Source organism: Candidatus Brevundimonas colombiensis (assembly GCA_029202665.1).
Lineage (GTDB): Bacteria > Pseudomonadota > Alphaproteobacteria > Caulobacterales > Caulobacteraceae > Brevundimonas > Brevundimonas colombiensis.
The window spans coordinates 2,737,821-2,755,712 of the sequence record CP119326.1 but is presented as its reverse complement, the minus strand read 5'-3'; the positions used below and the strand labels follow the sequence as shown (position 1 = coordinate 2,755,712).

The 17,892-nt window shown below is 66.6% G+C and carries 17 protein-coding genes; 7 read left to right on the top strand and 10 right to left on the bottom strand.

Features of this window, described 5'->3' with window-relative positions; all coding sequences use genetic code 11:
* Positions 1-104 precede the first annotated feature (104 nt).
* Positions 105-1,883, top strand: coding sequence for an ATP-binding protein (locus P0Y50_13440; protein ID WEK39528.1), 1,779 nt, complete (start codon positions 105-107; stop codon positions 1,881-1,883).
* Here P0Y50_13440 and P0Y50_13435 read toward each other — a convergent pair.
* From P0Y50_13435 to P0Y50_13405, 7 genes are all read right to left on the bottom strand, one after another.
* Positions 1,845-2,969 (bottom strand): aminotransferase class I/II-fold pyridoxal phosphate-dependent enzyme, encoded by a 1,125-nt coding sequence (locus tag P0Y50_13435; GenBank protein WEK39527.1) that lies wholly within the window; start codon positions 2,967-2,969, stop codon positions 1,845-1,847. The two genes, P0Y50_13440 and P0Y50_13435, sit on opposite strands and share 39 nt — an antisense overlap.
* A 471-nt stretch (positions 2,970-3,440) precedes the next feature.
* Positions 3,441-4,250, bottom strand: coding sequence for a 16S rRNA (adenine(1518)-N(6)/adenine(1519)-N(6))-dimethyltransferase RsmA (gene rsmA, locus P0Y50_13430; GenBank protein WEK39526.1), 810 nt, complete (start codon positions 4,248-4,250; stop codon positions 3,441-3,443).
* Between the two features lie 9 nt (positions 4,251-4,259).
* Positions 4,260-5,264: a 4-hydroxythreonine-4-phosphate dehydrogenase PdxA gene (gene pdxA / locus P0Y50_13425; protein ID WEK39525.1), complete on the bottom strand. Its 1,005-nt coding sequence runs from the start codon at positions 5,262-5,264 to the stop codon at positions 4,260-4,262.
* On the bottom strand, positions 5,261-6,658 hold the full coding sequence (locus P0Y50_13420; protein ID WEK39524.1) for a peptidylprolyl isomerase: 1,398 nt from the start codon (positions 6,656-6,658) through the stop codon (positions 5,261-5,263). The genes pdxA and P0Y50_13420 overlap by 4 nt, the downstream gene beginning before the upstream one ends.
* 72 nt (positions 6,659-6,730) lie before the next feature.
* Positions 6,731-9,100 (bottom strand): LPS assembly protein LptD, encoded by a 2,370-nt coding sequence (gene lptD / locus P0Y50_13415; protein ID WEK39523.1) that lies wholly within the window; start codon positions 9,098-9,100, stop codon positions 6,731-6,733.
* Positions 9,101-9,217: 117 nt separating this feature from the next.
* The gene (gene lptG, locus P0Y50_13410; protein ID WEK39522.1) at positions 9,218-10,369 is read right to left on the bottom strand and encodes an LPS export ABC transporter permease LptG; all 1,152 of its coding nucleotides are present in this window, start codon (positions 10,367-10,369) and stop codon (positions 9,218-9,220) included.
* Positions 10,366-11,502, bottom strand: coding sequence for an LptF/LptG family permease (locus tag P0Y50_13405; protein ID WEK39521.1), 1,137 nt, complete (start codon positions 11,500-11,502; stop codon positions 10,366-10,368). The genes lptG and P0Y50_13405 overlap by 4 nt, the downstream gene beginning before the upstream one ends.
* A gap of 143 nt (positions 11,503-11,645) precedes the next feature.
* On the opposite strand from P0Y50_13405, the gene P0Y50_13400 reads away from it, so the two are divergent.
* From P0Y50_13400 to P0Y50_13385, 4 genes are read left to right on the top strand one after another with little or no spacing between them, the layout of a single operon-like run.
* Positions 11,646-13,121, top strand: coding sequence for a leucyl aminopeptidase (locus tag P0Y50_13400; protein WEK39520.1), 1,476 nt, complete (start codon positions 11,646-11,648; stop codon positions 13,119-13,121).
* Positions 13,122-13,137: 16 nt separating this feature from the next.
* The gene (locus tag P0Y50_13395; protein WEK39519.1) at positions 13,138-13,596 is read left to right on the top strand and encodes a DNA polymerase III subunit chi; all 459 of its coding nucleotides are present in this window, start codon (positions 13,138-13,140) and stop codon (positions 13,594-13,596) included.
* Positions 13,554-13,910: a hypothetical protein gene (locus P0Y50_13390; GenBank protein WEK39518.1), complete on the top strand. Its 357-nt coding sequence runs from the start codon at positions 13,554-13,556 to the stop codon at positions 13,908-13,910. The genes P0Y50_13395 and P0Y50_13390 overlap by 43 nt, the downstream gene beginning before the upstream one ends.
* A gap of 22 nt (positions 13,911-13,932) precedes the next feature.
* Positions 13,933-14,232 carry a hemolysin gene (locus P0Y50_13385; protein WEK39517.1) on the top strand — a complete coding sequence of 100 codons (300 nt, stop codon included), beginning with the start codon at positions 13,933-13,935 and terminating at the stop codon, positions 14,230-14,232.
* A gap of 3 nt (positions 14,233-14,235) precedes the next feature.
* Here P0Y50_13385 and P0Y50_13380 read toward each other — a convergent pair whose 3' ends face one another.
* On the bottom strand, positions 14,236-15,162 hold the full coding sequence (locus P0Y50_13380; protein WEK39516.1) for a LysR family transcriptional regulator: 927 nt from the start codon (positions 15,160-15,162) through the stop codon (positions 14,236-14,238).
* Between the two features lie 119 nt (positions 15,163-15,281).
* Here P0Y50_13380 and P0Y50_13375 point away from each other — a divergent pair, with 119 nt between their 5' ends.
* Positions 15,282-15,980 (top strand): pirin family protein, encoded by a 699-nt coding sequence (locus P0Y50_13375; protein WEK39515.1) that lies wholly within the window; start codon positions 15,282-15,284, stop codon positions 15,978-15,980.
* Between the two features lie 86 nt (positions 15,981-16,066).
* Positions 16,067-16,465 carry a DoxX family protein gene (locus P0Y50_13370; GenBank protein ID WEK39514.1) on the top strand — a complete coding sequence of 133 codons (399 nt, stop codon included), beginning with the start codon at positions 16,067-16,069 and terminating at the stop codon, positions 16,463-16,465.
* A 52-nt stretch (positions 16,466-16,517) separates the two neighbouring features.
* Here the strand turns inward: P0Y50_13370 and pip are convergent, their stop codons facing one another.
* Entirely contained in the window at positions 16,518-17,498 is a 981-nt protein-coding gene (pip, locus tag P0Y50_13365; protein WEK39513.1) for a prolyl aminopeptidase, read from the bottom strand.
* Positions 17,499-17,529: 31 nt separating this feature from the next.
* Complete coding sequence (locus tag P0Y50_13360; protein ID WEK39512.1) at positions 17,530-17,886, bottom strand: DUF423 domain-containing protein; 357 nt, start codon at positions 17,884-17,886, stop codon at positions 17,530-17,532.
* Positions 17,887-17,892: the final 6 nt, after the last annotated feature.

Here is a 17,892-nt window from a genome sequence, read left to right as displayed (position 1 = left end):
GTCACGCGACACGCCAAAGGGTAAACGCTGTCATAGGGAACAACCCCTAGGGATTTACGTCCTGTTCGTCCTCTAACCTTAAGGTTGGATATGATGGGGGCGTCATGACATTTCTGGACACTATGGGACCGGTCCTGGCGGGCAGCGCCAAGGAGCGCGTCAAACAGACGCCCGTGCGTCTGTTGTTGGCCGCCGTTATGGCCTGGGCCCTCAATAGCGGCGGCATGGCGGGGTGGATTCCGCTCTGGCTGACCGTCACGCTGATGGTCCAGGGGTTCGAGCTTTTGGCGATGGCGCCTTTTCGGCGTGCGACGCCATCGACGGATCGGCTCGCGATTCTTCTGGCGCTGAGTTCCACGACCTTGATGGCGACGTTGTTCGGCGGGATGGCATTGATCATCTGGACGACCAACCATCCCGCGCTGGTGACCCTGGCGGCTCTGACACTGGCTGGGGGGCTGCTGACCAATGTCGCTTCGGGCATCGGATCCCGCGCCCTGTTCTTCATCGGCGGCGGGCCTTATCTGCTGTTCCTGGCGCTGATGCCGGTGGTCAAGCTGATCCAGGGCGATACCCGCGGCGTGGCCGTCATGACCCTGTCCGCCGTTCTCTTCGCGGGCATGATGCTGAACATCTATTGGCGCGTCTATCATACCCGGCAGGCCGAAGTTCGGTCGCGCGCCGAGGCCGAACAACGGTTGGAACAGGCACAGGGCGCCATGGCCGACCGCGCCGCCATGGCCGCCATCGTCAGTCATGAACTGCGCACGCCGGTCAGCGCCATCCTGGCCGGGGCCCATGTCATCCGCGACGGCAAACTGCCTGAAAAGCGGGAAGAGACCGCCGAACTGATCATCGACGCCGGGCGTCTAATGACGGGCATGCTGAACGACCTGCTGGATCACTCCAAGATGGAGGCAGGGGCGATGGCGATCGAGAGCCGGGACTTCGAGCTGGGCGAATTCATGCGCGGCGCCGCCAAATTCTGGACTGCGACGGCCGCCGAAAAGGGGCTTGTGCTGGAGTCGGCGGTGGATCACAGCGAAGCCGTCTGGCTGCGGGGTGATCCCTATCGCCTGCGCCAGATCATCAACAACCTGGTGTCCAACGCCGTCAAGTTTACGCCCGCCGGCGTGATCCGCCTGGAGGCCGCTGCGCCACGCGGCGATGACGGGCATCGCCTGACCCTGACCGTCGTGGATCAGGGTCCAGGCATCACCCCGGAAGCCATGAACCGGCTGTTTTCGCCGTTCGCGCAAGGGTCCGCCGAGGTGGCGCGCACCTATGGCGGGACGGGGTTGGGGCTGACAGTGAGCCGCGAGTTGGCGCGGCTGATGGGCGGCGACCTGACGGTGCGGAGCGCGCCAGGCCAGGGTGCGGCCTTTACCCTGTGCGTCGATCTGCCGGCGGGCCAGCCCACGGAAGCTAACGACGGCTTCGAGGGCGCGGCGCCGACCCTGGCGCGGCGCATCCGCGTCCTGGCCGTCGACGACCACGAGATCAATCGCCGCACCATCGCCCTGGTTCTGCAGCCGCTGGAGGTCGATCTGGCCACCGCTTCGGACGGGAACCTGGCCTTGTCGCTGCTGGCGGAGCGGACGTTCGACGTGGTGCTGATGGACGTCAACATGCCGGGCATCGACGGCAATGAAACGACGCGCCGCCTGCGCGCCGCCGGCGGCCTGAACGCGGCCGTGCCGGTGATCGGCTTCAGCGCCGGCACCGAGGCCGAACAGGTGGACGCCTGTTACGCCGCCGGCATGACCGATTGGCTGCCGAAGCCTTTGGAGCCCAAGCGGCTGTACGACGCGCTTCACCGGGCGACATCGACGGCGGACGCAGCGTCAGCTGCGGGCGGCGAACCAGGGGCCAAGGCGGCCTAACGCATCCTCGATCTCGGGGGTCGAGACGGCGAAACTGAACCGGATGAAGCGGCGACCGTCGACGGGATCGAAATCGACGCCGGGCGCGGTGGCGACGCCAGTGTCGCGCAGCATCTGTTCGCAGAAGGCGACACTGTCGTCCGTCAGATGGCCGATGTCGGCCCAGATGTAGAAGGCGCCGTCCGGCGGGGCGATTGTCTTCAGCCCCAGCGTCGGCAGAGCCTGAAGCATCAGATCGCGATTGCGGGCATAGGTCTGGATGTGGCCTTCCAACTCGTCCACCGCATCCATGGCGACCAGACCGGCGTGCTGGCTCAGCGACGGCGGGGTCAGGAACATATTGCCGATATAGGCGCGGGCCGCCTGGACCTGTGTCTCCGGAACCAGCAGCCATCCCAGGCGCCACCCGGCCATGCTCCAGTATTTGGAGAAGCTGTTGATCACCGTGGCGTCCGGCGCGAACTGCAGCATGCAAGGCGTCGGCCCGACATAGCTGAGGCCGTGATAGATTTCGTCCGAGACGATGGCGATGCCGCGCTGGCGGCAGACATCGGCGATGGCGGCCAGTTCGGCGTCCGGGATGATGGTGCCGGTCGGATTGGCGGGGCTGGCGATGATGACCCCGGCCGGGGCGGGATCGAGCGCGCGCAGTTGATCGGCCGTCAGTTGAAACCGCGTTTCCGGCCCGCAGGCGATTTCGGCCGGCTCCAGGTGCAGGGCGCGCAGGGTGTTGCGATAGGCGACATAGCCGGGGCGGGCCAGGGCGATCCGGTCGCCGGGTTTGAACCGGGTGCTGAGCGCCAGCACCAGAGCGGGCGAGGCGCCGCAGGTCAGCAGGACGCGGTCGGGATCGACGACGACGCCATACCGCTCGTCATACAGCCGAGCGATGCGCGCGCGCAGGTCGGGGCTTTCCCAATAGCCCATGGCGTCGGCGTCCAGCACCTGATGGGCGCGGGCGATGGCGGCGGCAGGGGCGCCCGTGGACGGCTGGCCGAACTCCATATGGATGATCGACCGGCCCTCGGCTTTCAGCTGGTGGGCCAGGCGACTGACGGAGATGGCGCGGAAGGGTTCGACGGTCATGAGGCTATCTTGGTTGAAGGCGTCGAGTAATTGTGGACAAAAGCCAGACTGCCCCAATGCACAACACCCCTCCCGCAACCAGCATCAAGCCAGTCGACGTAGCATCCACATCGATCCAACCAGGATCGACGTTTAGGTAGCAACCCCGAGCGCCGTAAACCACGATACTGATCAATCCTGCGTTGATGAAGTGCAGAGAGCAGGCGTACCCGAGAGCACGCAAAGCGACACTCGCACCCCAATAGATTGTGCAGAAGAGGAGAACGACGCTCGATGTGCCAGCGAACCATGGGGCTTGCTGAATGACCGAGAGGACATTGCAGGATAGACTCATCGCGGAGACGAAGGCGGCCAGCATAAACTGCGTGAACAGGCCGAAAGCCATCACAACGCAGAAGATGATCCTCGGCCAGCGATGATCGCGGCGTGGCGGCGATAAGCTTTGTCCCATATCGCCCATTACGCTAGATTCTACTGCAGAGTATCCGCCAGACGCAGGAAGCCCGCGACGTCGATGGTCTCGGCGCGGGCATCAGGCTCGATCCCGGCCGCCTCGCACAGGGCGGCGCCGCCCAGTTGCTTCAGGCTGGAGCGCAGCATCTTGCGGCGCTGGCCGAAAGCGGCGGCGGTGACGCGCTCGAGTTTCTTCAGGCGCTCAGGGCTGGGGCGTTCGGCCAGCGGGACCAGATGCACCACGGCGGAGGCGACCTTGGGCGGCGGGGTGAAGGCGGCGGCGGGCAGGTGCATGACGATGCGGGCGGTGCAGACGGCCTGAGAAATCACCGCCAGACGGCCATAGGCGTCCTCGCCGGGACCCGCAGCGACGCGTTCGGCCACTTCCTTCTGGAACATCAGGGTCAGGCTGTGGGGCAGCCATGGCCCGGTCAGCCATTTGATCAGCAGGGCCGTCCCGACGTTATAGGGCAGGTTGGAGACCAGATGGGCGGGGCCGGAGACCAGATCAGCCTCCGTCACCTTCAGGGCGTCCGCCTCGACGAGGGTCAGGCGGCCGGAACCGTCGTCCAGTTCGGACAACAGGGGAATGAAGCGGGGATCTTTCTCGACCAGAACCACGGGACCGGCGTCGGATTCCAGCAGGGCGCGGGTCAGGCCGCCGGGGCCGGGGCCGACTTCGATCACGGCGCGGCCCTCGAACGGGCCCGCCAGTCGCACGATCTTGCGGGTGACATTCAGGTCCAGCAGGAAATGCTGGCCGAAGCTCTTCTTGGCCGAAAGGCCGTGGGCGTCGAGGGTTTCACGGAGGGAAGGAAGGTCGGTCACGACCGTCTGTTAGCGCGCGGCGCGCGCCGCCGCCATCTCCGAAGCCAGACGGATGGCCGCGATCAGACTGTCCGACCGGGCGATCCCCTTGCCCGCGATGTCGAAACCCGTGCCGTGGTCCGGCGAGGTGCGGATGACGGGCAGGCCCAGGGTGACATTGACCCCGCCCCAGAAATCCAGCGTCTTGACCGGGATCAGGGCCTGGTCGTGATACATGCAGATCGCCGCATCATAGGCGGCGCGCGCCTCGTCATGGAACATGGTGTCGGCCGACTTGGGATCGGTGATGTCGATGCCCTCGCCGCGCAGTTGCTCCGCGACCGGGATCAGGATGTCCAACTCCTGCAACCCCAGGGCGCCGCCTTCGCCTGCGTGGGGGTTCAGGGCCGCCATGGTCAGGCGCGGACGGGCGATGGCGAAATCGCGTTTCAGGCTTTCATGAACGACGCGGGCTGTGCGTGCGACGCGTTCTGCGGTGACCAGTTCGGGAACCTGATCCAGGGCGACGTGGATGGTCACCAGACAGGCGCGCAGGTCTCGCGCCGTCAGCATCATCACTGGCCCGCGCGTGCCCGCATAAGGCGCATCGGCGGTCAGTTCGGCGATGAATTCGGTATGGCCTGGAAAACGGAACCCGGAGGCGTACATGGGCGCCTTGGCGATGGGCGCGGTGACGATGCCCGAGGCGTCGCCGGACAGGGCGAAACCGACCGCCTCCTCTATGCTGTCTGCGACGGCCAGGGCGTTGGCGGGATCGGGGCGACCGACCTCGACCGGGGCGGGCAGGGGGCGGTGGATGACGGGCAGGGCGCGGGCGAAGCCGTCGACGCTGTCGCCGGGCGCGCCGACCTCCAGAACCGGAACGCCCTGTGCGCGCATCAGGTCAGCGTCGCCGATGACCGCGAAGGCCAGCGGTTCGTCTTTCAGGGCGGTCCAGGCGGCGGCGACGATCTCCGGTCCCACGCCGGCGGGTTCGCCCAGCGTCAGGACCAGAGGCGCGACCGATGACGTCACTTGAACTCGATCAGGGCGTCGCTGCGAAGATCCCGCAGATAGCGCCGCTCCAGCACCTGAAGGTTCTGCGCCCGCAGGCGATTTTCGACCTGCTGGCGGTTGGGGGCCTCGGGGCCGCCGACGCGTCGGCCGCAAACGGCGACCAGATGCAGACCCAGGGGGGTGCGAATCGGGGTGGAGACGGCGCCGAGTTCGCCGGTTCGGGCGAACTGCTGGAACTGGGGCGCCAGGTTGGCGACATCGGATTCGCCAAGGTCCGCCCCGATCACGCCCTCGGTCGCGCGGGCTTGCGACAGGATATTGTCGCAGGTCAGCCCCGTCCGCATCGCCTGAAGCTTCTGCGTCGCGGCGGCGACATCGGCTTCGGATGCGGTCTCGGGCAGCTCGACCATGACCTGACGCAGCGAGACCAGGCTGGTGGAGGCGCCGTCACGCTTGTCGCGCAGATAGAGGATATAGACCCCGCCATCGACCACGATGGGGTTGGACAGCTGGCCGGCCTGCAGCTGGTCGACCACGGTCTGGACGGCGGGTTGCAGCGAATCGCGCACGACCCAGCCGGCGTCGCCCGGCACGCGAGCATTGGCGGAGGGCGCCGAGGAGAACTGCTGGGCCACGGCCTGGAAAGGCGCGCCCTGGATGATCTGCTGCACCAGCTGGCGCGCGCCGTTCAGCGCGGCCTGGGCGCCGCCGACACGGGCGGCGTCGATATAGATTTCGCCCAGCAGGAACTGGGGCTTGGAGGCCGCCTCGTTCAGGCGACGCAGTTCCTGGTCGACCTGCAGGCTGCTGGGGCGGGCGCGGCTGTTGAAACGGCCGGGGACCAGCTGGCTCCAGCCGATCTGAGTGCGCAGGTTCTCGCGGAAGGCGGCGGGCTGGATGCCGCCCTGCTGCAGGAACTGCAGATAGTTGGCCGGCGTCGTGCCGGCGGCCCGGGCCATTTCGGCGATTTCCTGATCCACCTCTTCGTCGGTGACCTTCAGGCTCTCGAACTTGGCCATCTCCTGGATTTTCAGGCGGTCCTCGATCAGGGCGTTCAGCGCCGCCTGCTGGATCGCCGGCAGGTTCTGTTCGGTCGGCTGGACCTGCGACGAGGCGATCAGCATCAGCATCCGCTGACGCAGATCATAGCCGGTGATGATCTTGTCGTTGACGGTGGCGACGATGCCGTCGGCCATTTCGAACTTGGGCTCGGCGCGGGCGGTCGTGGGGGCTTCTTCCGCCGCCGGATTCGGCGCGCCGGCCGCAGCGCCCTGGGCCGGAGCCTGGGGCGGCGTCGCCGTCGGAGCGCGGGCCGGGCCTTGCGGCCGAGCCGCGGCCGTTTGGCCATGGGCCGAACCGGCGAGCAGGAGCGCCGCGAGCGCAGCCCCCGTCGAATAACGCATCAAACCCATTGCTCGTCCTGATTCCTCACAGCGGTCCGCCGGCCAGACGGGCAGGCGGTCGCGCCCCGTAAAGCGTCATGCTCAACGCATGTCGCCCTGTCCATAACCTGAACCTCCGAAAGTGGCGAGGTTTAGGCGCACATAGAAGCCTTCCGACGGTCCGCCGGGCCGCGCGCGGGTGTTGTCGCGGCGATAACCCAGCTCGAACCGCAGGCAATCGTCGTCGAACAGCATCCCCACCTCTGACCGGGTGATCTCGTTCTGGTCCAGATCGGCGATGCCGGCGACGGTGAAGCCCCAGTTGCGATACAGGAACTGCTGGCCCGCCAGCTGAACGAACTCGTAGTTGCGGTTCAGCGGCCCGTTCACCGGATTCGACTGGTCCAGAATGTAGCTGACGGTGGCCAGGTTGCGGCGACCCCAGCGCCCGTCCAGCGCGGCCTCTGCCCGACGAACCTCGCCGGATCCATCCACGGTGGCGTGGAACCAGCTGCGAATACGGTCTGACGGCGAAAAATCGCCCTGCACAACCCAGTCCGAGGTTTCGGACGCCAGGCCCGTGGGATCGTAGAGGCGCGCGGGCGCGTCGGGAATGGAGGTCTTGAAGTCGTCCTGCTGCTGGAAGCGATAGCTGCGGCCGATGAACAGGCTGGCCTTTCGCCCTTCGGACCAACGGATGGTGGCCCGTCCGCCGGCGGTCACGCGCGCGCCCCCCTCCAGCAGGTCGTAGCCGGAGAAGCGATCCATGCGGAACAGGGAGGATTCGTCCAGCTCAAGAACCTGCGCGTCCTCGATCGGAATGCGGGGATCCAGATCGACTTTGTTGGAGACCGAGAACTGACCCACCGGCTCCAGGATGATGTCGGCGTCGCCCGCGCGCTTGATCAGCGGATAGGACACGTCCACCCCGGCGCTGAGGCGCGAGCGGCTGATGGTGGCGTCGCTGTCGATTCCCATCATCGGCGGCAGTTCCGACATGGAATACAGATCGACGCGGGTGTCCACGAACGGCTCGACGCGCACCCCGACCGGCAGGATGACGGTGCGTCGCCATTCCAGTTGGCCGGTGATGCGGCGGCTGTCCACGCCGTTCAGGCCCGTGGTGACCGGCGGGACGATTGCGGGGTTCAGGATCGGGGCGCCGACGAAACGATCGCGATACAGCGACACCGCCGAACCCTTCAGCCGCAGCCGTCCGCCCATCACCAGCTCATGCGGCTCCCACCGCGCGTCGATCAGGGGGGCGACCAGCGGCAGGGTGTGGTCGTCTTCGAATACCTTGAAACCGTCGGCGTCGCGGAAGTCGGTGGCGGCGAAGGCCGGGTCCAGGCGCAGGCTCTGGATCGAGAAGGCCGCGACCGACACATAGGAGCGATCGGTCTGATGCTCGGCGTAGATCTGGCTGATCAGCCGGCGGCGGTCGCCGTAATAGAGGCCGTTGTCCTGATAGGGCGTGTGGACGCTGTAGCGGTCGAACAGCGTCTTGTCCGATGTCCGCTCGGCCGTAAACCCGAAGCGCCAGGGACCGGCGGGATCAAATTCTCCGTGAGACAGCAGATAGCTGCGGTTCTCGCGATCGCCGAAGCGGACGTTGCTTTCCAGTCGGCCGTCGCCGTTGATGTCGAAGTCGCCGAAGTTGCGTTCGTTGGTATAGCCGCCGCGCGCCACGATCATGCCGTTCGCGAACCGGCGGCGCCATTGCAGGTTCAGCAGCGGGGCGACCTTGGTGTTGATCTGCGGGCTGATCAGCCAGTCCTCGGAGGGCGAGACGACGTGGAGATACGGAACCTCCACCGAAACGCCACGGCCTTCATCGAAGTTGACGATCGGGACCAGGACGCCGGACGCCCGGTCGACCGAGGGATCGGGGTGGGCGAAGAAGGGCGTGTAGAAGACCGGCAGCGGGCCGATGTAGAAGACGGCGTTCCGATACAGGATGGCGCGAAGCTGCTCGTCCTGAACCACACGCTCCGCCTGGATCGAGATCGTGGGCCGGCGCGGGCCTTTGGCGTCGCACAGCGGGCAGGGGGTGAACCGTGCGTAGTTCAGCTCGTTGACGTTTTCGCTGCGGCGCACGGCGGTCGCGGCCATCAGGCTGGCGCCGTTCGGCAGCCGCGTGGCGAAATCGACCGCGACCCCTGTGGTCAGGTTCTGGTCCAGCTCAAGCTGGCTGGCATAGACCACCGTGCCGTTCGGGGCGATGGCCTCGACATCGCCTTGCCCCTTCGCCGAACCGGCGTTCAGATCGTAGGACAGGCTCTCGCCGCGCAGCACATGGCCGCGCGTGCGGACATAGGCGCGGTTCTCGGGCGTGCCGCTGACCACGATCGTATCGCCGATGCGTTGGGCGTTGTCGGCGTCCACATAGACGGCGCTCGGCGCCAGGTCGTCGGACGGCGTTGCGACCTGAACGGCCGGAGCGGTCGTCTGGGCGAGGACCGGCGTAGCCAAGGGCGCGCAGGCGGCCAAGGCGGCGCCGGCGAGAAGCCTTGCTCTGAAAGCGTTGCGGCGCCGATCGTGGCGATCACCCTGCATAGGCCATCCGTATTCTAAGAAGCGAGCGCCCGATTAGCCGTCTTCGGTATAGAACAGCAAGGTAAAGGCTGCGAGCGCCGTCAGAACGGGCGGCAGCCACGCGGCGAAGAAGGGCGCCACGACCTCGGCCGAGCCCATGGCCGATGAAAACTGGTTCAGGAAGAAGAAAGCGAATCCCAGCACCACGGCCGCCGCGCTCATCCGGGCCAGGTCGCCCAGCCGCATCAGGCGCAGCGAGAAGGCGGCCGCCAGAATCGACATGGCCGCGAACACCAGGGGCGTGGCCAGAAGCTGCTGGAAGCGGAGCCGATAGGCGGTCGAGGTGAAGCCTGCATTCTCGATTCGGCTGATCTGATTGGGCAGGGACCAGAAGGGCGTCGCCTGCGGCCGGGCGAATCGTTCGAACGCCTCTTCGTCGGCCAGGCTGGAGACCAGGGTCAGGCTGGAATAGCTGACGGCGCGCTGGCCGATCTGGGCGCCGACCGCGTCGGTCAGCCGCCAGCTGCCGGCGTTCAGCGAGGCCGACTTGGCGTCGATCCGCTCCGAGAAGGTTCGGCCGCCGCCGGGTGCGGTGGTGTAGATGAAGAAGCTGACATTCAGCAGGCGGGCGTTGGCGCGGTCCTGCCGACCGGCGCGAATGATCATCTGGCGCTGGTCGTCGCCTTCGCGCAGCCAGATCGCCGCATTGGGATCGCCGCCGGGCGCGGTGCCCGAGATGCGTGCGCGCTCGCGCTGCCAGAGGCCATCTCCCGCCGAAGCCAGCGGTCCCAGGACCGTCACCGTGAACACCCCCAGGACAAAGGCCATGCCGGCCGCCGGCAGCACGAACCGCCAGGCCGAGACGCCCGCCGCCCGCATGGCGATCAGTTCGCTGCGCCGGTTCAGGCCGATGAAGGCCGACAGGGTTCCGAACAGGAAGACGAACGGCATCAGTTGCAGGATCACCGAAGGCGATTTCAACAGCACCAGGCCGAAGATGCGTACGGCCGACAGATCCTGGTTCGAGCCCAGGCCGCGCGACACCTCCACGAAGTCGATCAGCATGACCAGGGCGGCGATCACCGCCAGCGAGACCGCCAGAGACTTGGACTGCTGCACCAGCACATAGCGTTCGATGACGCCCAGGCGCGGGATATGCGGGGATCGACGGACAGGCGTTGGCGAATGCGGGGTGACGGCGGTCATGCGAACCTCGCCTTCAGATCGCGCAGGACGCGGGCGGTGCGGCTGCGGCGCGGCTTCAGGGCGCGGAACAGGACCCGCAGGGACACCGCGATGGCGACGATCGGCACCGCATATTGCAGCATGTTCAGGCTGGCATTCCAGGCCCCGCCGGCGACCAGGCCATAGCCGATGACCCGCAGCAGCAGAAACAGACCCGCCGCCTTGGCGATCCGCAGCGTATAGCCGGTGCGGCTGAACGATCCGCCCAGTATGGCCGACAGCGCCAGGGCCATGGCGACCAGGGCGTACAGCGGCGACGACAGGCGTGAATGGGCCTCGGCCAACAGCTCGCCGCGCGAGCCGGCGATCTCCATGATCTTGGCCGTGGGGTTCAGCAACTGCCGCAGATAAAGGTCGGTCGGCTTGTAGCGCAGGGTGTCGGTCACCCCGACAAACGGCGCCAGGGAAAAGTCGTAGCGACCGAACGACAGGGTCTCCAGCACGCCGCCCGAGGAGTAACGCTGGGCCGAACCGTCGATCATGGTCAGGACGGGCGTGCCGGCGGCGTCGCGGCTGAACCGCGCCTCGGAGGCGTTCCAGGTTGTGACCTTGTCCTTGTCGTCCAGATAGACGAACAGGTTCTTCAGCAGGCCGTTCTGTTCGATCTGCTGCACATAGACGGTCAGGCCGTCAGGCCCCTGAACGAACTGACCCTCTTCGACCAGAAGGGCGGCCAGGTCGGTGCGGATGTCGAAGGCCTGACGCCGCGCTTCCTGCTGCGCCCAGGGCAGCACGAAGACATTGACCATCAGGGTGACCAGGGCGACCAGCACGGCGATGCGGGCGGCGGGGGATATCACCTGCCACCGGGTCATGCCGCCTGCGAAACTGGCGGTCAGCTCCTGTTCGCGCTGAAGCCGCGTCAGGGCGATCAGGGCGCCGACGAACAGACCGATGGGCAGAATCACCGCGAGCAGTTGCGGCAGGGCCAGCATCGTCAGCTTGATCATGACCCACACGCTCTGGCCACGCTCCACGATGACCTGGAGTTGGTCGAGGCTCTGGCTCAGAATCCCGATTCCCGCCAGCGCCGCGCAGGCGGCGACCACAGGGAACAGGATCTGACGGAAAAGGTATCTTTGAATCAGGTTCATGGGCGGATGGATCTCGCCCGGTTGCAGGCGGCGACATTGAGGCGCATCTAGTAGCACATCAGGGCGCGTCGGCGACAAGCAGGCGCGCCATTGTCTTTTAGTCTTTAGCAGACGCCGGGTGGGGCCTGGCTGGAGTTGATTGAATGAAGATCGAATTCGTCGCCGCCGTTGACGCCGCCGAGATTGTCGCGGTTCCGGTATTCGAGGATCGCGCCCTGACCTCAGCCGGTTCGGCGCTGGACGGCAAGGCGGGCGGCGCCTTGACCAAGGCGATGACCAAGGGCCGTTTCACCGGCAAGGCGGGCCAGAGCCTGCTGATCGCCGCCACGACAGGCGTGGACGCCGACGCGGTGCTGCTGATCGGCGCGGGCGACAAGGCCAAGCTGGACGATCTGGCGGTCGAGGCGTTCGGCGGTTCGGCCTATGCGGCGGTCAAGCTGTCGGGCGCCGAGGTTCTGACCATCGACGCCTCGGACCTGACGCCGGAACAGGCGGCCCGCGCCGGTTTCGCCGCCCGTCTGGCCGCCTATCGGTTCGACAAATATCGCACCACCCAAAAAGCCGACAAGATTCCGTCGATCACGGCCGTCCGCGTCGTCACCTCCGACCTGCGTGCGGCGGAAGCCGCGCTGGAGCCGCTGTCCGCCGTGGCGGACGGCGTGATCTTCGCCCGCGACCTGGTGTCCGAGCCGGCCAACGTCCTCTATCCGGCCGAGTTCGCCAAGCGCGTCAAGGCGCTGGAAAGCCTGGGCCTGGAGGTCGAAATCCTCGGCGAGGCCGAGATGGAGAAGCTGGGCATGCGCACCCTGCTGGGCGTCGGCCAGGGCAGCCGTCGCGAAAGCCAGCTGGCCGTGATCCAGTGGAAGGGCGGCGAGGCGGGCGGTCAGCCGATCGCCTTCGTCGGCAAGGGCGTCTGCTTCGACACCGGCGGCATCTCCATCAAGCCGGCCGACGGTATGGAAGACATGAAGTGGGATATGGGCGGCGCCGCCGCCGTGACCGGAACCATGATCGCCCTGGCCGGCCGCAAGGCCAAGGTCAACGCCGTGGGCGTGCTGGGTCTGGTCGAGAACATGCCTGACGGCAACGCCCAGCGTCCGGGCGACGTCGTGGTGTCCATGTCGGGCCAGACGGTCGAGGTCATCAACACCGACGCCGAGGGCCGCCTCGTCCTGGCCGACGCCCTGTGGTACACGCAAGGCCGCTTCAAGCCCAAGTTCATGATCGACCTGGCCACCCTGACGGGCGCCATGATCGTGGCGCTGGGCCTGGATTACGCGGGCGTCTTCTCTAACTCCGACGATGTGGCCGATCCGATCCTGGCGGCGGCCAAGAAGGTGGGCGAGAACTTCTGGCGCATGCCGATCCCGGCCATCTACGAACAGCACATCGATTCCAAGATCGCCGATGTGAAGAACACCGGAAACGGCCGCGCCGGCGGCTCGATCACCGCCGCCCTGTTCCTGCAACGCTTCACCAACGGCGTGCCGTGGGCGCACCTGGACATCGCCCCCACCGCCTGGACCAACAAGAGCCCCAACCCCACCGTGCCCGAGGGTGGCGTCGGCTTCGCTGTGCGCACCCTGGACCGCATGGTGGCCGACACCTACGAAGCCTGATCGCCGACAGGACCGGATGAGCGGCAAGCCTGAAATCTGGTTCTACCACCTGGAGCGGTCGACGCTGGATCAGGTGCTGCCGACCCTGCTCGAAAAGACGCTCGAGCGGGGTTGGCGGGCCATGGTCAAGTCGTCGCATTCCCATCGCCTGGACGATGTGGACGAACTGCTCTGGACGTTTCGAGACGACAGTTTCCTGCCGCACGGCCGGGCCGATCAGCCCCATGCCCAGCGTCAGCCCGTGCTGTTGAGCGAGACGGAAGAGAACCTGAACGGCGCTCAGGCGCTGTTCATTGTCGACGATGCAGACATGGGCGCAACGGAAGGGTTCGAACGATGCTTCATAATTTTCGACGGGCGGGACGAACCGGCGCTGCAACACGCGCGCGGGCGCTGGAAGGCGCTGAAGGATCAGGGCGCCAATCTGGCCTATTGGAAACAGTCGGACGAAGGGCGCTGGGAAAAGGCGGCCTGATCGCCCTGGGCCTGCTGGCGGCATGTTCGACCCCGGTGTCCGAGGCCCCCGCGCCCCGCGCGATCGAACAGGCGCAACTGAATCCACCCGTCGGCAGCCGAATGCCGACGGGACAGACCGAAGACTTCTGCAAGGCCGGTGAGATGCAATATCTGGTCGGCAAGTCGCGCACGGAAATCCCTGTGCCGGTCGAGGTGATCAACCGCCGCGTCACCTGCACCACCTGCCCCGTGACGCATGACTTCTCGGCCTATCGCCTGAACATTCTCTACAACGAGCAGACCGGCGTCATCGAACAGGTGCGCTGCGGCTAAGCTGATCGCAAAGGGACGGATCATGAAAACCATCGTCAGCACGTTGCTCGCAGCGGGTGCGCTCGCCCTGTCGGCCTGCGCCCCGACGCAATCCGCTGCGCCGCCGGCCGGGGGAGCCGAAGGCGGCTTCAAGGCCTGCAAGGTCGCGGATTATCAAAACTATGTCGGCCGCAATCGCTCGACCATACCGACGGCGCCCGCAGGCCAGACCTTCCGCGTCCTGTGCACCACCTGCGCGGCGACGATGGACTATCGCGAAAACCGGGTGAACTTCGTCTATGACCAATCGACGGACATCGTGCGCGAGGTGAAGTGCGGCTGACGCCTAGCGTCCGACCGTATCGCCGGGCCACAGCGGCCCGCTGAACCGCGCCGCCAGATAGTCCATCAGGGCCGTGACCCGCGCCGGACGCGGCCCGCTGTTGGGCGCGACCAGGTGAAGCGCGATGGGCGGCAGGCTCCAGTCGGTCATGACCGTCTCCAGATGGCCGCCCGCCACATCCCTCCAGTAGATGAAGTCCGGCTGGGGAAAAATGCCCAGGCCCGCGCACAGGGACGCCGTCAGGGCGTCAGAGTTGTTGGCGCGGAGCGGCCCCTGCGGCCGCACCACCACTTCTTCGCCTTGCGCATTGCTGAACCGCCAGATGTCCGGCGTCGGCATATAGGCGTAGCAGAGGCAGGCGTGGCGGTTCAGGTCGTCGGGGTGTGTCGGGCGGCCCCGCTGCTCCAGATAGGAGGGGGAGGCGACCAGGGCCCGTTTGACGGGCCTCAGCCTGCGCGCCGTCAGTGAGGAATCGGGCAGGGCGGCGATCCGCAGGGCGCAGTCGAACCCGCCGCCGACCAGATCGATCACCTCGTCCGCCAGATGCAGGTCGATCGACACATCGGGGTTGGTGGCCAGAAACTCGGGCAGGGCGGGGGCGACATAGGCCATGCCGAACGACATGGGCGCCGCCAGACGCACCAGCCCGCGCGGCGTCACCGACATGTCCAGCACCTCCGACACCGCACCTTCGGCCTCGGCCAGCATATGGGCGGCGCGGGCGGCCAGGTTTCGCCCGGTGTCGGTCAGGGCGAACCGGCGCGAGGTCCGGTGCAGCAGGGTGGTCTGAAGCTGTTGCTCCAACCGCGTCACCGCCTTGGACACCGTGGCCTTGGACAGGGACAGGCTGTCGGCCGCGCCTGAAAACGATTGTGTTTCCGCCACTTTCGCGAAGATGGCCAGGGCTTCCAGATCGGGCAGGCGGGGCATGGGCGACCTATGCGAAGGGAAACAATGAGTTTCGTTGGTTTCTATTTCTGTTCGGTCGCCGATCTCTATCTTGTCGTCAAGCAGATGACGCCGGGACGGCCCGGCCTGAGGACAGACCCATGATCGAACGCAGACCTTTTGAATCGCTGGGCGGCGCCAACCACGGCTGGCTGAACGCCAAGCACCACTTCTCCTTCGCCAACTATTATGATCCCAAGCGGATGAGCTGGGGCAATCTGCGCGTCTGGAACGACGACGAGATCGAGGCGGGCACGGGATTTCCGCCCCACCCCCACGCCGACATGGAGATCATCACCTATGTCCGCGACGGCGCCATCACCCACGAGGACAGCCTGGGCAACAAGGGCCGCACGGTCGCGGGCGATGTTCAGGTGATGAGCGCGGGGACCGGCATCCGCCACGCCGAATATAATGCGGAGCCGGAACTGACCCGGATCTTCCAGATCTGGATCGAGCCGACCCGACGCGGCGACGCGCCCAGCTGGGGCACCAAGCCGTTCCCGAAGGGCGAACGGTCCGGTCAGTTCGTGGTCCTTGCCTCGGGCTTCGACGGTGATGATGACGCCCTGGCCATCCGCACCGATGCGCGCATCGTCGCCGCTACCTTGCAGGCCGGAGAGAGCGCAGACTATCCGCTGGGCGCCCAGCGTCGGGGCTATCTGGTTCCGGCCAAGGGCGAGGTCGAGGTCAATGGCGTGCGCCTGAACGCCCGCGACGGCGCCGCCATCGCTCAGGAAGACGTGGTGACGGTCAAAGCCCTGTCCGACGCCGAAATCGTGCTGGTGGACGCCGCCTGATTTTTCGGATCAAGTTTCCCGGTCGGGCCTCGGTCCGGCCGGGAAATCCGAATCGCGCGCGAGCGCTTGGAATAGAGGGGAAGACAATGTCGAACCAAGCAAACGCCTGGTCGTCCCGCGCCTTGGCGGCGCTCAGGATCATCGCCGGTCTGCTGTTTCTGGCCCACGGCCTGGTCAAGCTCTTCGGCTTTCCGGCAGGGGCCGAGCCTGGTCAGCAGGAGCTTTTTTCCCTGTTCGGCATCGGCGGGGTGATCGAGCTTGTGACCGGCGTGCTGCTGGTGCTGGGTCTGTTCACGCGCCCGGCGGCCCTGATCGCCTCGGGTCAGATGGCGGTGGCCTATTGGATGTTCCACTTCCCGCGCGATCCCATGCCGGCGGTGAACGGCGGCGACGCCGCCATCCTGTTCTGCTTCATCTTCCTTTACATCTTCACCGCTGGCCCCGGCGCCTGGAGCCTGGATGATCGAGGCAGCCGTCGGTTCTGAAGCGTTACAGGACCAAAGGCCGCCAAGCCTATAGGCTTGGCGGCCCGCCCTGTCAGGCTTTGACGGTCGCGGCCCAGTCGGTGGCGCGCACCAGACTGTCGACGATGCCCGGCTCGGACGAGGCATGGCCGGCGTCGTCCACGATGTCCAGACGCGCTTCGGGCCAGGCGCGATGCAGGGCCCAGGCGCCCGAAATCGGCGTGACCACGTCGAACCGCCCTTGCGCGATCCAGCAGGGGATGTGGCGCATCCGGTCCACATTCTTCAGGATCCAGCCGTCTTCCTCGAAGAAGCCGGCGTTGGTGAAGAACCAGTTCTCGATCCGGGCGAAGGCCACGGCGAACTCTGGCTCGGCGAACTTTTCGGGCCGGGCGTTTGGGCCTTCCACGCTGACGGTCTCGCCTTCCCAGCTCGACCAGGCGACGGCGCACCGCTCGCGCTCGGCCACGTCGTCGCCGATCAACCGCTTGTAGTAGGCGGCCATGAGGTCGCCCCGCTCGGCCTCGGGGATGGGCTCCAGGAACCGTTCCCAGGCGTCGGGGAAGATCATCGAGGCCCCGTCTTGATAGAACCAGTGCAGCTCTTTCCTGGTCAGCAGAAAGATGCCGCGCAGCACCAGGGCCTGGACCCGTTCCGGGTGGGTGATGGCGTAGGCCATGGACAGGGTCGAACCCCATGATCCGCCGAACACCACCCACGTCTCGACGCCGCACAGGACGCGCAGTCGCTCGATGTCGGCGATCAGGGTCCAGGTGGTGTTGTCTTCCAGGGACGCATGGGGGCGCGACAGGCCGCAACCCCGCTGGTCGAACATGATGATGCGATAGACGGCCGGATCGAAGAAGCGGCGCATTCCCGGATTGACCGCCCCGCCCGGACCGCCGTGCAGCACGATGACCGGCACGCCCTGCGGATTGCCGGATTCCTCATAATAGATTTCATGCACGCCCTCGGTCGCCATCCAGCCCGAGGCATAGGCCTCGACCTCGGGATAGAGGATGCGACGCGGATCAGCGGGCGTGGGGAAGGCCATGGGGATGGTCTTTCTGCGAAAGGCGAAACGATCAGGAACGAACGGCGGCGAAGGCCAGGCACAGCCAGCCGGCGATCATCAGCACCCCGCCGATGGGCGCGATGGCGCCGAAGGCCGGCACGCCGAGAAAGGCGATCAGCAGCAGGGACAGGCAGAAGATCAGACCGCCGACAGACGCCAGCCACCCGGCCGTCGACGACAGCCGCCCGCCCGCCTGCCACTGGGCGGCGGCGACGGCCAGAACGGCGTGGACCAGTTGATACTGGGCGCCGGTGGTCAGGAGCGTCTTGATTTGCGGACCGGCGCCGTGGGCCGCGAAGGCGCCGACGGCGACCGCCATGGCGCCGTTCAGGGCGGCGAAGAGGATCAGGTTGCGACTCGCGATCATCCGATC